This window comes from Streptomyces sp. NPDC054866 (assembly GCF_053610745.1).
Map to the genome: position 1 here is coordinate 522,192 of NZ_JBSGZA010000002.1, position 12,561 is coordinate 534,752.

Annotated in this window: 13 protein-coding genes and 1 riboswitch; of the genes, 6 read left to right on the plus strand and 7 right to left on the minus strand. The window is 69.7% G+C overall.

The genetic code is table 11. The features are described 5' to 3' along the window. Positions 1-55: 55 nt before the first annotated feature. Positions 56-1,501 carry a regulator gene (locus ACWGI2_RS11075; RefSeq protein ID WP_160504645.1) on the minus strand — a complete coding sequence of 482 codons (1,446 nt, stop codon included), beginning with the start codon at positions 1,499-1,501 and terminating at the stop codon, positions 56-58. 243 nt (positions 1,502-1,744) lie between these two features. Here ACWGI2_RS11075 and lipB point away from each other — a divergent pair, with 243 nt between their 5' ends. From lipB to ACWGI2_RS11095, 4 genes are all read left to right on the plus strand, one after another. Next, a complete protein-coding gene (lipB, locus tag ACWGI2_RS11080) occupies positions 1,745-2,581 on the plus strand; it encodes a lipoyl(octanoyl) transferase LipB (RefSeq protein WP_453694977.1) in 837 nt (278 codons plus the stop codon). Between the two features lie 127 nt (positions 2,582-2,708). Continuing rightward, positions 2,709-3,674, plus strand: coding sequence for a lipoyl synthase (locus ACWGI2_RS11085; protein ID WP_160504647.1), 966 nt, complete (start codon positions 2,709-2,711; stop codon positions 3,672-3,674). A 261-nt stretch (positions 3,675-3,935) separates the two neighbouring features. Then, a complete protein-coding gene (locus ACWGI2_RS11090; RefSeq protein WP_160504648.1) occupies positions 3,936-4,139 on the plus strand; it encodes an SCO2195 family GlnR-regulated protein in 204 nt (67 codons plus the stop codon). A 30-nt stretch (positions 4,140-4,169) separates the two neighbouring features. Continuing rightward, positions 4,170-4,874 (plus strand): DUF4191 domain-containing protein, encoded by a 705-nt coding sequence (locus ACWGI2_RS11095; RefSeq protein WP_160504649.1) that lies wholly within the window; start codon positions 4,170-4,172, stop codon positions 4,872-4,874. Positions 4,875-4,971: 97 nt separating this feature from the next. Here ACWGI2_RS11095 and ACWGI2_RS11100 read toward each other — a convergent pair whose 3' ends face one another. Further along, positions 4,972-5,439: an RDD family protein gene (locus tag ACWGI2_RS11100; protein WP_160504650.1), complete on the minus strand. Its 468-nt coding sequence runs from the start codon at positions 5,437-5,439 to the stop codon at positions 4,972-4,974. Between the two features lie 218 nt (positions 5,440-5,657). On the opposite strand from ACWGI2_RS11100, the gene glnA reads away from it, so the two are divergent. Both glnA and ACWGI2_RS11110 read left to right on the plus strand, forming a co-directional pair. Next, positions 5,658-7,067 carry a type I glutamate--ammonia ligase gene (glnA, locus tag ACWGI2_RS11105; RefSeq protein ID WP_453694978.1) on the plus strand — a complete coding sequence of 470 codons (1,410 nt, stop codon included), beginning with the start codon at positions 5,658-5,660 and terminating at the stop codon, positions 7,065-7,067. A 164-nt stretch (positions 7,068-7,231) separates the two neighbouring features. Next, a complete protein-coding gene (locus tag ACWGI2_RS11110) occupies positions 7,232-8,005 on the plus strand; it encodes an alpha/beta hydrolase family protein (protein ID WP_453694979.1) in 774 nt (257 codons plus the stop codon). Between the two features lie 36 nt (positions 8,006-8,041). On the opposite strand, the gene ACWGI2_RS11115 is transcribed toward ACWGI2_RS11110, so the two are convergent. The 5 genes from ACWGI2_RS11115 to ACWGI2_RS11135 form a co-directional block, all read right to left on the minus strand. Beyond that, positions 8,042-8,830, minus strand: a complete 789-nt coding sequence (locus ACWGI2_RS11115; RefSeq protein ID WP_453694980.1) for an ABC transporter ATP-binding protein — start codon at positions 8,828-8,830, stop codon at positions 8,042-8,044. Next, positions 8,827-9,855 carry a FecCD family ABC transporter permease gene (locus ACWGI2_RS11120; protein ID WP_453695716.1) on the minus strand — a complete coding sequence of 343 codons (1,029 nt, stop codon included), beginning with the start codon at positions 9,853-9,855 and terminating at the stop codon, positions 8,827-8,829. Before ACWGI2_RS11120 ends, ACWGI2_RS11115 begins: the two co-directional genes overlap by 4 nt. Continuing rightward, positions 9,855-10,883, minus strand: a complete 1,029-nt coding sequence (locus ACWGI2_RS11125; RefSeq protein WP_453694981.1) for an ABC transporter substrate-binding protein — start codon at positions 10,881-10,883, stop codon at positions 9,855-9,857. Before ACWGI2_RS11125 ends, ACWGI2_RS11120 begins: the two co-directional genes overlap by 1 nt. Positions 10,884-10,976: 93 nt before the next feature. Then, a riboswitch (cobalamin riboswitch) is annotated at positions 10,977-11,162 on the minus strand. Between the two features lie 32 nt (positions 11,163-11,194). Next, the gene (locus ACWGI2_RS11130; protein ID WP_453695718.1) at positions 11,195-11,647 is read right to left on the minus strand and encodes a VOC family protein; all 453 of its coding nucleotides are present in this window, start codon (positions 11,645-11,647) and stop codon (positions 11,195-11,197) included. A gap of 20 nt (positions 11,648-11,667) precedes the next feature. After that, positions 11,668-12,534 (minus strand): helix-turn-helix domain-containing protein, encoded by an 867-nt coding sequence (locus ACWGI2_RS11135; RefSeq protein WP_453694982.1) that lies wholly within the window; start codon positions 12,532-12,534, stop codon positions 11,668-11,670. Positions 12,535-12,561 lie beyond the last annotated feature (27 nt).

Below are 12,561 nucleotides of genomic sequence, written 5' to 3' on the forward strand. Positions count from 1 at the left end.
GCATGTGTAAGGGGCGGGGCTGCGCAGCCCCGCCCCTTACACACCGCCTCGGAGGTCAGCCCAACGCCGCCACCCGGTCGCGATACCCCCGCACCGCCGCCGCGTCGCGGTACGGCTCCAGCCGCCGCTCGAAGTCGCGTACGTACTCGACCGCCCGCACCGACCGCATCTCACCCGCCGCCTGCGCCGCCTCGGCGCCCAGCTGGCAGGCCTGCTCCAGCTCGCCGAGGCCCAGGCGCGACGTGGCGAGCACGATCCGGCAGAACAGCCGGCTGCGGGCGTACCCGGGGGCGCGCAGTTGGAGCGAGCGCTCCGCGTGCTGGGCGGCGACGCGGTACTGCTGGAGGTCCCGGTGACAGTGCCCGAACTCGTCCGCGAGCTGTGCCTCGTCGAAGAACCGCGCCCAGTAGGGGACTTCGTCCCCCGGCCGCGCCGTCTCCAGGGCGCGCTCGGCCCGCACCATCGACGCCGTGCACGCCCGGACCTCGCCGAGCACACCGTGCCCGCGCGCCTCGACCGAGTGCAGCAGGGCCTGTACGACAGGCGGCGCCGATGACCCGACGCCCTGCTGTGCCACCCGCGCCAGCTGTACGGCCTCTCTGCCGTGCCCGAGGTAGACGGCCTGGCGGCTCATGGTGACCAGGACGTACGAGCCGTACGCGCGGTCGCCCGCCGCCTGCGAGAGCCGCAGCGCCTGCACGTAGTAGCGCTGGGCGAGGCCGTGCGCCGCGATGTCGTACGAGGTCCAGCCCGCGAGCCGGGTCAGGTCGGCGGCGGCCGCGAAGAGCCGCCGCCCGGCCTGTTCGCCGTACGACCCCCGCAGCATCGGCTCGGCCTCGTGCTCCAGGTAGCGCACGAGTGCCTGCCGGGCGTGCCCGCCGCCGTACGCGTGGTCGAGCGCCCGGAAGAGTTCGCCGACGGAACGCAGGGCCGAGATGTCGCCGCTGGTCACCTTCGCCCCGACGCCGCGCTCGGGCTCCTTGCGCTGGCGCGGTATGGCCGGCCTGCCCTGTGTGGGTACGCGGGCGCCGCTCGACGCGTAGTCGCCGCGGCTCACCCGGTCGTCGGCTCGGCCGATCAGCCAGTCTCTGCTGGGGACGACGAGGCCCGCCGGGGTGAACGCGATCTTCCGGAGCTCGGCATGGCTCCCGGAGTCCTTGCGCCAGAGCCCGCCGACGATGTCGATCGCCTCTTCGGGGCTCGCCGCGAACTCAAGACCGGCGTACACCGGCGCGCACGCGTCGAGCCCGAGATCCTGCGCGGAGAGGCGGCGGCCTAACCGCCGGGTGAAGACCTCGGCGATGAGGGCGGGGGTGGTGCCGCGCGGCTGCTGCCCGCGCAGCCAGCGGGTCACCGAGGTCTTGTCGTACCGCAGGTCGAGACCGTGCTCGAGGCCCAACTGATCGACGCGGCGCGCGAGCCCCGCGTTGGAGAACCCGGCTTCTGAGATGAGCGCGGCTAGCTGGCGGTTGGGGGTGCGCTGCGGAGGTCGTTCCGTCATCAGCTGTGCGGTCTCCTGCCTTTCGGGCGTTGCCTTGAGCAGCCCTTATGGCTCTGTGAACGGCGTGAATGTAACGGCCCGCACCGCCCTCCCAGCGGCCTTCGACCCGCATTCATCCGATCGTGTGAGGATTGACCGGACGACTGACGAGAATCCGCTGCCCGTACAGTGGCTGGGGCGCGATATGTGCACGGTGCAGGTTCTGGTGCACGTTCTGGTGCAGGTTCTAGGGAGGCACTTGCCGTGAGTGAGTTTCAGTTCGTCCGACTTGGCTTCGGCCCGGATTCGGTCGAGTACCAGGAGGCCTGGGACGAGCAGCGCCGCGTGCACGCCGCCCGCTTCGCCGACGAACTCCCGGACACGTGTCTGCTGCTCGAGCACCTGCCGGTCTACACGGCGGGCCGCCGCACCGAGGACAGCGAGCGCCCGCTGGACGGCACCCCCGTCGTCGACGTGGACCGCGGCGGCAAGATCACCTGGCACGGCCCCGGACAGCTCGTGGGCTACCCGATCCAGAAGCTGCCGCGCCCGGTGGACGTCGTAGCACATGTGCGCCGTCTGGAAGAGGCGCTTATCCGTACGTGTGCGGAATTCGGCCTGGAGACGTCCCGCGTCGAGGGCCGCAGCGGCGTATGGGTGCTCGGTGACCCGGTGGAGCGGCGTCCGGCGCTCGGTGGCCTGACCCTGGACTTCGATCCCCGGACGCAGGACGACGAGTTCGACGCCCGGTTCAACGGCCCGGAGTACGCCCCGTCCAACGCGGGCCAGCGCCGCGAGGACCGCAAGATCGCGGCCATCGGCATCCGCGTCGCCAAGGGCGTGACGATGCACGGCTTCGCGCTGAACGTGAACCCGGACAACACCTGGTTCGACAAGATCATCCCGTGCGGCATCCGCGACGCGGGCGTGACGTCCCTCTCGTACGAGCTGGGCCGCGAGGTCACGATCGCCGACGTCCTGCCCGTCGCCGAGAAGCATCTGCGGGACGTCCTGGAGAACGCGGAACTCAAGCCGAGGGCCGTGGAGAAGGCGGCCGAGCAGACGGTTGAGAGCCCGGAAACCGAGAAGGCGACCGCCTAGGGATCCGGGGCTGCCGGGGCCGCGTGGGAATGCACCCCGTCGGCCAGAGGTTGGCCGAACGTAAGCCCAACGACATCACGGGCGTACCCTGGTGTGCGCCGAAGAATCGAAGCTACAGGGAGCCGATGTGTCCGCAGTCGCACCCGACGGACGCAAGATGCTGCGCCTTGAGGTCCGGAACGCCCAGACCCCGATCGAGCGCAAGCCCGAGTGGATCAAGACCCGGGCGAAAATGGGCCCCGAGTACACGAAGATGCAGAACCTCGTGAAGAGCGAGGGCCTGCACACGGTCTGCCAGGAGGCGGGCTGTCCCAACATCTACGAGTGCTGGGAAGACCGCGAGGCCACCTTCCTCATCGGCGGTGACCAGTGCACCCGGCGCTGCGACTTCTGCCAGATCGACACGGGCAAGCCGCAGGCACTCGACCGCGACGAGCCGCGCCGCGTCGGTGAGTCCGTCGTCACGATGGACCTGAACTACGCCACGATCACCGGCGTCGCCCGCGACGACCTGGACGACGGCGGCGCCTGGCTGTACGCGGAGACCGTGCGCCAGATCCACGCGATGACGGCGGAGCGCGCGGAGGGCAAGACCAAGGTCGAGCTGCTCATCCCCGACTTCAACGCCGACCCCGACCAGCTGGCCGAGGTCTTCTCGTCCCGCCCCGAGGTCCTCGGCCACAACGTGGAGACGGTGCCGCGCATCTTCAAGCGGATCCGCCCCGGCTTCCGTTTCGAGCGCTCGCTGGAGGTCATCACCCGCGCCCGCGAGGCCGGTCTGGTCACCAAGTCGAACCTCATCCTCGGCATGGGCGAGGAGCGCGAGGAGATCAGCGAGGCGCTGCACGCGCTGCACGACGCGGGCTGCGAGCTCATCACGATCACGCAGTACCTGCGCCCGACGCCGCGCCACCACCCCGTGGAGCGCTGGGCCAAGCCGCAGGAGTTCGTGGAGCTGAAGGAGGAGGCCGAGGAGATCGGCTTCTCCGGCGTCATGTCCGGGCCGCTGGTCCGCTCCTCGTACCGCGCCGGGCGGCTCTACCAGATGGCGATCGAGAAGCGCGGGGCGTACGTCGCCTCGCAGGCGGTCTGATCCCTCCCCGGAGAGCCCGACCGGGAGCCGACTGTGTGAATCGGCGCACAAGCGACTACTGACGAGTAGTGGCCGAGATGACGCGGCCTCTACGGTCCCCGCAGGTGAGGGGGACCGTAGAGGCCGCGTCAATGTTTTGCGGTCCGGCGTCAAGGCTTCATCCGTGTTTGACCGGTCGGTCACGCCCTGGTAACACCAATCAGTGACCCTGGAATTACCCCACGTACAGCCCTACCCATAGCCGCTCAGGAGGGCCCCACCATGCAGGCCGCGCCCGTACGCGCCACCGCCATCCCGTCCGTCACCGACGCACTGCGTGCCGTCGAGTCGCTTCTCATGAGCAGCGGCCAGCGCACCGCTCGCCGCAACGCCTGGACGTCCGTGCTCGACGACCGGCGTCGCGCCAAGGACCGGGCCGAGGCGCTGCGCGTGCTCGAAGAGGCGATGACAACCCGCACGTCGTAGTCACCTCCAGGGACACGTAGACTTCACGACATGGCGAGGAAGGAAACCGCGGCGGACGCCGCGAACCCCGGGCGACTCAAGCAGATCGCTCAGACCTACAAGATGACCCGCAGGGCCGATCCGCGGATCGGTCTCATCATCGCGGCTGTGGGAATCGTCACCTTTGGTGTCTTCCTCGCGATCGGCTTCTTGATCGGTCACCCGATCTATCTCGGCATTCTCGGCTTCGTGCTCGCCTTCCTCGCGATGGCGATCGTCTTCGGGCGCAGGGCCGAGCGTGCCGCCTTCGGGCAGATGGAGGGCCAGCCCGGTGCGGCGGCCGCGGTGCTCGACAAGATCGGCCGCGGCTGGACGACGACTCCGGCGGTGGCGATGAACCGCAGCCAGGACGTCGTGCACCGCACGGTCGGCAAGGCCGGCATCGTGCTCGTGGCCGAGGGCAACCCGAACCGGGTGAAGAGCCTGCTGGCCGCCGAGAAGAGGCGGATGGCGCGCGTCGTCTCGGACGTCCCCGTGCATGACGTCATCGTCGGCACCGGCGAGGGCCAGGTCCCGCTGAAGAAGCTGCGTACGACGCTTCTGAAGCTGCCCCGCGTCCTCCAGGGCCCGCAGGTCACGACGACGAACGACCGGCTGCGCGCGATGGGCGACCTGATGAGCAACATGCCGCTGCCGAAGGGCCCGATGCCGAAGGGTGCGGGACGCGGTCGCACGCCGCGCATGCCGCGAGGCTGAGCGCAGGCATCTCCTACGCGGACCTACGTGGACGAAGGCCCCGGAACCGATCGGTTCCGGGGCCTTCGTCGTCGTACAGGATGTCCCCGTACAGGATTCAGATCCGCACCTGGACAGCGCGGCCGAGGCGGTCGTGGAGGCCGCGGCCGTCGCGGTCCCAGATCAGGGCCGGGACGGCGACGCAGAGCAGCACGCTGCGGATGAGGACACGGCCGATGCCGAGTCGGCCGCCGCCCTCGGCGACGACGCGGAGCCTGAAGAGGGCCTTGCCGGGTGTGCAGCCGACCGTGCCGACCGTCAGGACGGTCATGACGAAGAAGATGCCGAGGGCCCAGTTGCCCATCGCCTGCTGGTCACCGCGAGCGAACAGGCCGTATGCGATGAGCATGCACAGGGCCCAGTCGACGGCGATGGCGCCCATGCGCCGCCCGGGGCGCGCGATCGATCCCGGCCCCTCCTCCGGCAGGCCGAGCTGCTCGCCGCGGTACCCGAAGTCGACGCCCGCTTCCTCTGCCGCCGCACGAGGGCCGGAGAGCCACGATCCGATTGCTTGCCTGTTGTCCACCCGTCCACGGTACTGCGCCCGATTTCGTACGAGGACGGGCGGGGTAGGGCGAATGACACCTGGCTCGAACCCGGCTCGGTTAACTTCGGCGAAACAAATGGGTCATGCTTGAGAAATCCCCCGTCCCTATGGTCGGGTCCCAGCGTGTGCCACCGCACTGGCCGCACAACGAGCTGCAACCCCGTCCCCGCCTGGGGGCCGGGAGTAGGAGGAGTTGGATGTTCCAGAACGCCGACGACGCAAAGAAGTTCATCGCGGACGAGGACGTGAAGTTCGTAGATGTCCGGTTCTGCGACCTGCCCGGAGTGATGCAGCACTTCACGATCCCGGCAGCGGCGTTCGACCCGAACGAGGAGCTCGCCTTCGACGGTTCGTCGATCCGCGGCTTCCAGGCCATCCACGAGTCCGACATGGCGCTGCGCGCGGACCTGTCGACCGCCCGGGTCGACCCCTTCCGCCGCGACAAGACCATCAACATCAACTTCTTCATCCACGACCCGATCACGGGCGAGCAGTACAGCCGTGACCCGCGGAACATCGCCAAGAAGGCCGAGGCCTACCTCGCGTCCACCGGCATCGCGGACACCGCGTACTTCGGTCCCGAGGCGGAGTTCTACGTCTTCGACAACGTCCGCTTCCAGACGTCGGCGAACGAGAGCTTCTACCACATCGACTCCGAGGCGGGCGCCTGGAACACCGGTGCGGTCGAGAACAACCGTGGCTACAAGGTCCGCTACAAGGGCGGCTACTTCCCCGCCCCGCCGGTCGACCACTTCGCGGACCTCCGCGCGGAGATCTCCCTGGAACTGGACAAGAACGGCCTCCAGGTCGAGCGCCAGCACCACGAGGTCGGCACGGCCGGCCAGGCGGAGATCAACTACAAGTTCAACACGCTGCTCGCCGCGGCCGACGACCTGATGCTCTTCAAGTACATCGTGAAGAACGTCGCCTGGCGCAACGAGAAGACCGCGACCTTCATGCCGAAGCCGATCTTCGGTGACAACGGCTCGGGCATGCACGTCCACCAGTCGCTGTGGGCCAACGGCGACCCGCTCTTCTACGACGAGCAGGGCTACGCGGGCCTCTCGGACACCGCCCGCTACTACATCGGCGGCATCCTCAAGCACGCCCCGTCGCTGCTCGCCTTCACGAACCCGACGGTGAACTCGTACCACCGCCTGGTCCCGGGCTTCGAGGCGCCGGTCAACATGGTGTACTCGCAGCGCAACCGCTCGGCGGCCATGCGTATCCCGATCACGGGCTCGAACCCGAAGGCCAAGCGCGTCGAGTTCCGCGCCCCGGACCCGTCCTCGAACCCGTACCTGGCGTTCTCGGCGCTCCTGATGGCCGGCCTGGACGGCGTCAAGAACAAGATCGAGCCGCCGGAGCCGATCGACAAGGACCTCTACGAGCTCGCCCCCGAGGAGCACGCGAACGTCGCCCAGGTCCCGACCTCCCTCCCGGCGGTCCTCGACGCCCTCGAGGCGGACCACGAGTACCTCCTGGCCGGCGGTGTCTTCACCCCCGACCTGATCGAGACGTGGATCGACTACAAGCGCACGAACGAGATCGCCCCGATCCAGCTGCGGCCGCACCCGCACGAGTTCGAGCTGTACTTCGACATCTAAACCGCGGGTCGGCTGAGCCCGACGCCGCGTCAGCGTGAACAGTGGGGCCGTCTCCCGGAACGGGGAGGCGGCCCCGCTGTTCTGTTGGTCTCGCGTCGGCACCGGCTAGTGTCGCTCTCGTCTCCCTGCCCCACGATCAGTTCCTGCCTAGGTGAGCACCGCACATGAAGAACGAAAAAGTGAGATTCCCGAGCGTCGTCGGTCCCGAGCTGGCCGGGGTGATCGACCTGCCGGAGGGCGAGATCCGGGGTTGGGGGCTCTTCGCGCATGGCTTCACCCTGGGCAAGGAGTCACCGGCCGCCTCGCGCGTCTGCAAGCAGCTGGCGCGCGAGGGGATCGGCATGCTGCGCTTCGACAATCTCGGGATCGGAGACTCCGAGGGCGACTGGGGGGACGGTTCCTTCACCGTCAAGGTGCAGGACACCGTCCGTGCCGCGGCCTTCATGGCGGAGCGAGGGACTCCGGTGGATTTGCTCGTGGGGCACTCGTGGGGAGGCGCCGCCGCGATCGCCGCCGCGCACGAGATCGTCGGCCTCCGCGCGCTGGCCACGATCGCGGCGCCCGTCGATCCCAGTCACGTCGAGCGGCAGTACGACTCGGTCCTGGATCGCGTCCTGAGTGACGGGGCGCACGAGTGGTTCGTCGGCGGGAGGACTCTGGTTCTCAAGCGCGCCTTCGTCGAGGACGTGCGCCGGGCTCACCTGCGCGACCGGATCGGCGAGGTGGACCTTCCGCTCCTCGTGGCGCATTCCCCCACCGACTCCACCGTCGACATCTCCAATGCCGCGGAGATCTTCCAGGAGGCACGGCACCCGCGAAGCTTCATCTCGCTCGAAGGCGCGGACCATCTGTTGACCGCGCGAGGGCAGGCGCAGCGGGCCGCTCACATCATCAGCGCCTGGGCCGACCAGTACCTCGACGAGCCTCGGCCCCAATAGGCGGCATCCCCTGGGCTGAGCCGTCGCCGGAGGAACTCATCCGCGCAGGAAGCGGATCGACGGGCGCGGCTCCGGGCCGTCATCCGGCGTTGTCACCTCCGCCCTCACCCCGTACACCTTTGCTATCAGCTCCTCCGTGATCACCTCTGCGGGGGTGCCTGACGCGTGGGCCGTGCCCTCTCTTAGGACCAGTACGTGGTCGCAGAACATCGCTGCCAGGTTCAGGTCGTGCAGGGCTATGACGCTCGTCAGGGGGAGGTTCGCCACCAGGGTCAGGAGGTCCAGTTGGTGGTGGATGTCCAGGTGGTTGGTCGGTTCGTCGAGGAGGAGCTCCTGGGGGGTTTGGGCCAGCGCCCTTGCTATCTGGACCCGTTGGCGTTCGCCGCCTGACAGGGTGTGCCAGGACTGGGTGGCCCGGTGGGACAGGCCTGTGCTGGTCAGGGCCTCCCTTATCGCCTTCTCGTCCTCGGGGCTCTGGAGCGACCACGCTCTGCGGTGCGGGATGCGGCCCAGGCGTACGACCTCCTCCACCGACAGCTCGACCTGTGTCGTGGCCTCCTGGTCCACCATCGCCAACCTGCGCGCCACCGTGCGGCGGCCCGCGTCGCGCAGTGGCGTGCCGTCCAGGGTGACCACCCCGGATGTCGGAGCCAGGACGCCCGCCAGGATGCGCAGGAGAGTTGACTTGCCCGAGCCGTTCGGGCCCAGCAGGCCGACCGTGGCTCCGGGGGGTGGGGCCAGGGTCACCCCGTCGATGATGAGGTGGCCTGCGGTCGTTCTGGTGACCCGGTCCGCCCGTAGGCCTGGTTCGGTGTGCGGGGTCATGTCGTCTTCCTCGTGCGGTAGAGGACCAGGACGAACGCCGGGACGCCGATCAGGGACGTCACCACCCCCACCGGCACCTCCTGGGGGTCCAGGACCGTGCGGGCCAGCGTGTCCACCCACACCAGGAACACCGCGCCCGCGAGCGCCGTGACCGGGAGCAGACGTGCGTGCCCGGCGCCGACAAGGACGCGGGCCGCGTGCGGCAGGACCAGGCCCACGAAGCCGATGGCGCCCGCGCTGCTCACCAGGGCCGCCGTGAGGAGGGCCGTTATGGAGAGGAGCAGCAGGCGGGTGCGAGCCACGTGTACGCCCAGCGTCGCCGCCGCGTCCTGGCCGAACACGAACGCGTCCAGCGTGCGGGCCTGCGTCAGGCAGATCGCGAGGGCCACGAAGAGCACCGCCGCGCACAGCCAGACGTCCGTCCAGCCCACCCCGCTCAACGAGCCGAGCAGCCAGAACAGGACACTCCGCGTCGTCTCCGCGTCGCCCGACGTCAGGATCACGAACGAGGTGAGGGCAGAGAACAGCTGCATCGCCGCCACTCCTGACAGCACCACCCTGTCGGCGCTTCCGCCCAGGGTGTGGCTCAGGAGGAGGACCAGTGCGAACGAGACGACGGCCCCTACGAAGGCTCCCGCCGAGACCGACACCACTCCCCCGCCGACCCCCAGGACGACGATCGCGACCGCGCCCGTGGACGCCCCCGAGGAGACGCCGAGTACGAAGGGGTCGGCAAGAGGGTTGCGCAGGAGGGACTGGAGGACCGTTCCGCAGACCGCGAGGCCCGCGCCGCATACCGCCGCGAGAAGCGTGCGCGGCATGCGCAGGTTCCATACGATGCCGTCCCTGATCGGCGTCAGCGTCGCCTCTCCCCAGCCGAGGTGGGCCGCCACCGCCGACCACACGTCCGGTACGGAGATGTCCGCGGGGCCGATGGTGACGGCCACCGCCACGGAGAGGGCCAGGGCGGCGAGGCCTGTCGTCCAGAGCAGGGCGGAACGTATGCCGCCCGGGGCGGCCTTCATCACTTGGCGAGCCCGAACTCGCGCAAGGCGTCGGCGACTTGTTCCACGCCGTCCACAGTGCGGATCGTCGGGTTCATGGCCTGGCCGCTCAGCAGCACGTACCGCTTCTTCTTCACGGCGGTCAGGTTCTTGGTGACCGGGTTGGACTCCAGGAACTCGATCTTCTTCTTCGCGCTCTCGGCCGTCTGCGACTTGCGGGTGAGGTCCCCGATGACCAGCACGTCCGGGTCGCGGTCCGCCACCGTCTCCCAGTTGATCTGGGGCCACTCCTCGCGGGTGTCGTCGAAGACGTTCTTCACGCCCAGTTCGCGCGTGATGATGCCCGGCGCTCCGCAGCAGCCCGCGATGTAGGGCGCGTCGGAGTTGGCGAACCAGTAGAGGAGCTTCGTGTCGGACGACGCGTCAGCCTTCTTGATCGCCTTCGTCGCCTTCGCCACCCTGGCCTTGAGGTCCGCTATCAGCCGCTCGCCGCGCTTCTCGACCCCGAACGCCTTGGCCAGGTCCCGTACTTCGCCGTACACCGTGTCCATCGTCAGCGTCTTGTCGCGACGGCCGTCGCCGTCGCCGCTGTTGTCCTTGCCCGCGCAGTCGGAGGGCGAGACATAGGCGGGTACGCCGAGTTCGGCGAACTTGGCGCGGTCGGCGACGCCGCCCTTGCTGACCGTCGCCAGGAAGGAGGCGGTGACGAAGTCCGGCTCCTGGGCGAGGACCTTCTCGAAGGAGGGGTAGCTGTCGGCGAGCCGGTCGACCTTGGCGTTGTCCTTCTCAAGTCCCTTGAGCACCGGGTCCGTCCAGGTCCCGGTGCCCGCCATGCGATCCGCGAGGCCGAGGGAGAGCAGGATCTCCGTGGAGCCCTGATCGAGGGAGACCGCCCGCCGCGGCGGCGCCTTGATCTCCACCTTCTTGCCGCAGGAGGTGAGGGTCAGTGGGTAGCCCTTAGCCTTCCCGCCCCCGCTGGAGGTGGCCGACGAGCCGCCTCCGCACGAGGTCAGCGTGAGGGCCAGGGCCGTGCTGAGGAGGACGGACATACGTACACGACGGGCTGTGGAGGACACACGATCCCTTGAGTCTCACGGCTCATACGCGGAGCCTGGCCTGCTTCATCACCTCCGCCGCCCGGTGCGGGGGCGAAGGTGCCAGCAGGTCTTCGGACTCGGGGATCGACCGGACGGGGCGCCTTCCCAGGCGTCCGTGGACGCCCAGTGGCCGTGGCCCCGCCCGTTCCCCCTCACCGCTGCGCGTCAGTTCCGGATTCGCACCGGATTCCCTGGCCCTGGTGTGGGTTGACTGGCGCTCGCAAGCTACCACGCGAGGTCAGGCCGGCTGCTGTCACGTGAGGTCAGGACGGCTGCTCGGGCCTCGGTGCGCCGCGGTAGGTGCCGAACGACCACTTGTTGCCCTCGGGGTCGGCGATCCCGAACTCCCGGCTGCCGTACGGCTGGTCCTCGATCTCCCGGATGATCTCGACCCCCGCGGCGGTGAGCCGATCGTAGAGGTCGTCCACGTGGTCGGTGACGACGTACGCCCCGAAGGTGCCCGGCTTCAGGCACCAGCCCTCGGACTTCTCGTCGTACGAGCCGAGCATGATGGCCCCGCCTTCGGGCCAGTCGAGCTCGGCGTGGGCCACGCGGTCGCCGTCCTCGTAGACGGCGGTGCGCAGGAAGCCGACCGTGCCGACCAGGAAGTCGATCAGGGCGGGGGCGTCGTGCGCCTGGAGGGTCGGCCAGACGTCGGGGGCGCGTCCGGCGGAGGCGGAGGCGGACTGGGGCTGCTGCTTCTCGGTGGTGTTCATGTCGGTGGTGTTCATGGCTCCTACTCTTCGCCCCCGCCATGGCTCCCGGCTTGGATATTCCGGCACTCTTCGGCCAGCCAGCCGCTGGGGCTCACCCCCGTGTACTGCTGGAAGTCCCGTACCAGGTGGGAGTGGTCGTAGTAGCCGCAGTCCGCGGCGATGCGGGCCAGGTCGGGGGCGCCGCCCGTCGCGACCGGGCGTACGACCGCGTTCCGTGCGCGCTGGAAGCGCATCAGGCGGCCCGCCTGCTTGGGGCTCAGGCCCGTCTCGGCGCGGAAGAGCGTGGTGAGGCGGCGTTCGCTGAGGGCGACGTGCCGGGAGAGGCCGCGCAGGGTGCCGACGCCCCGGTGCCGGGCGAGCCAGGCCCAGGCCTCGGCGACCTCGGGCCGTACGGATCCGCCGGAGGCGTCGTCGGCCGCGCGCTGCCTCAAGTAGCCGGACAGAGAAGCGAACCGCTCCTCCCAGGTGCCCTGCTCGCACAGCATCTCCCGTACGTCGGCGGCGCGGCGCCCCATCACCTCCGCGCCGGGCGTCACCAGCTCGCCGGCCAGTTCCGCCGCCGGTACGCCGAACAGGGCGCGGGCGGCGAGCGGGTGCACGGCGAGCTGGATGCCCGCCTCGTGCTCGGGCCGCACGACGTACGCCGGGGACTGGTGGAGGCCGCCGAGGACGATGTCCGTGCGGGTGGCGTCGCGGCCGCCCGCCTGCTCGGGGGTGATGCCGCTGACGACGGGGCCGTCGAGCGAGAAGATCAGCGTCAGGTACGGGGACGGCAGGCCGCGGTGCAGGCCGGGCCGCTCACCCTCCGTGCGGTAGCCGACCGCGGACACCACCATGCCGTCGAGCCGCGGGGCGGCCCGCACGAACTCCCGGGAGACGGTCTCCATGCCCTCCAGTATGCGATGGGCGGGGCG

Bases quoted from the DNA above. Each gene is read 5' to 3' on its own strand.
- ACWGI2_RS11110 (WP_453694979.1), top strand. From the start codon at position 7,232: ATGAAGAACGAAAAAGTGAGATTCCCGAGCGTCGTCGGTCCCGAGCTG.
- ACWGI2_RS11075 (WP_160504645.1), bottom strand. From the start codon at position 1,501: ATGACGGAACGACCTCCGCAGCGCACCCCCAACCGCCAGCTAGCCGCG.
- ACWGI2_RS11125 (WP_453694981.1), bottom strand. From the start codon at position 10,883: ATGTCCGTCCTCCTCAGCACGGCCCTGGCCCTCACGCTGACCTCGTGC.
- ACWGI2_RS11130 (WP_453695718.1), bottom strand. From the start codon at position 11,647: ATGAACACCACCGAGAAGCAGCAGCCCCAGTCCGCCTCCGCCTCCGCC.
- ACWGI2_RS11095 (WP_160504649.1), top strand. From the start codon at position 4,170: ATGGCGAGGAAGGAAACCGCGGCGGACGCCGCGAACCCCGGGCGACTC.
- glnA (WP_453694978.1), top strand. From the start codon at position 5,658: ATGTTCCAGAACGCCGACGACGCAAAGAAGTTCATCGCGGACGAGGAC.
- ACWGI2_RS11120 (WP_453695716.1), bottom strand. From the start codon at position 9,855: ATGAAGGCCGCCCCGGGCGGCATACGTTCCGCCCTGCTCTGGACGACA.
- ACWGI2_RS11135 (WP_453694982.1), bottom strand. From the start codon at position 12,534: ATGGAGACCGTCTCCCGGGAGTTCGTGCGGGCCGCCCCGCGGCTCGAC.
- ACWGI2_RS11090 (WP_160504648.1), top strand. From the start codon at position 3,936: ATGCAGGCCGCGCCCGTACGCGCCACCGCCATCCCGTCCGTCACCGAC.
- ACWGI2_RS11115 (WP_453694980.1), bottom strand. From the start codon at position 8,830: ATGACCCCGCACACCGAACCAGGCCTACGGGCGGACCGGGTCACCAGA.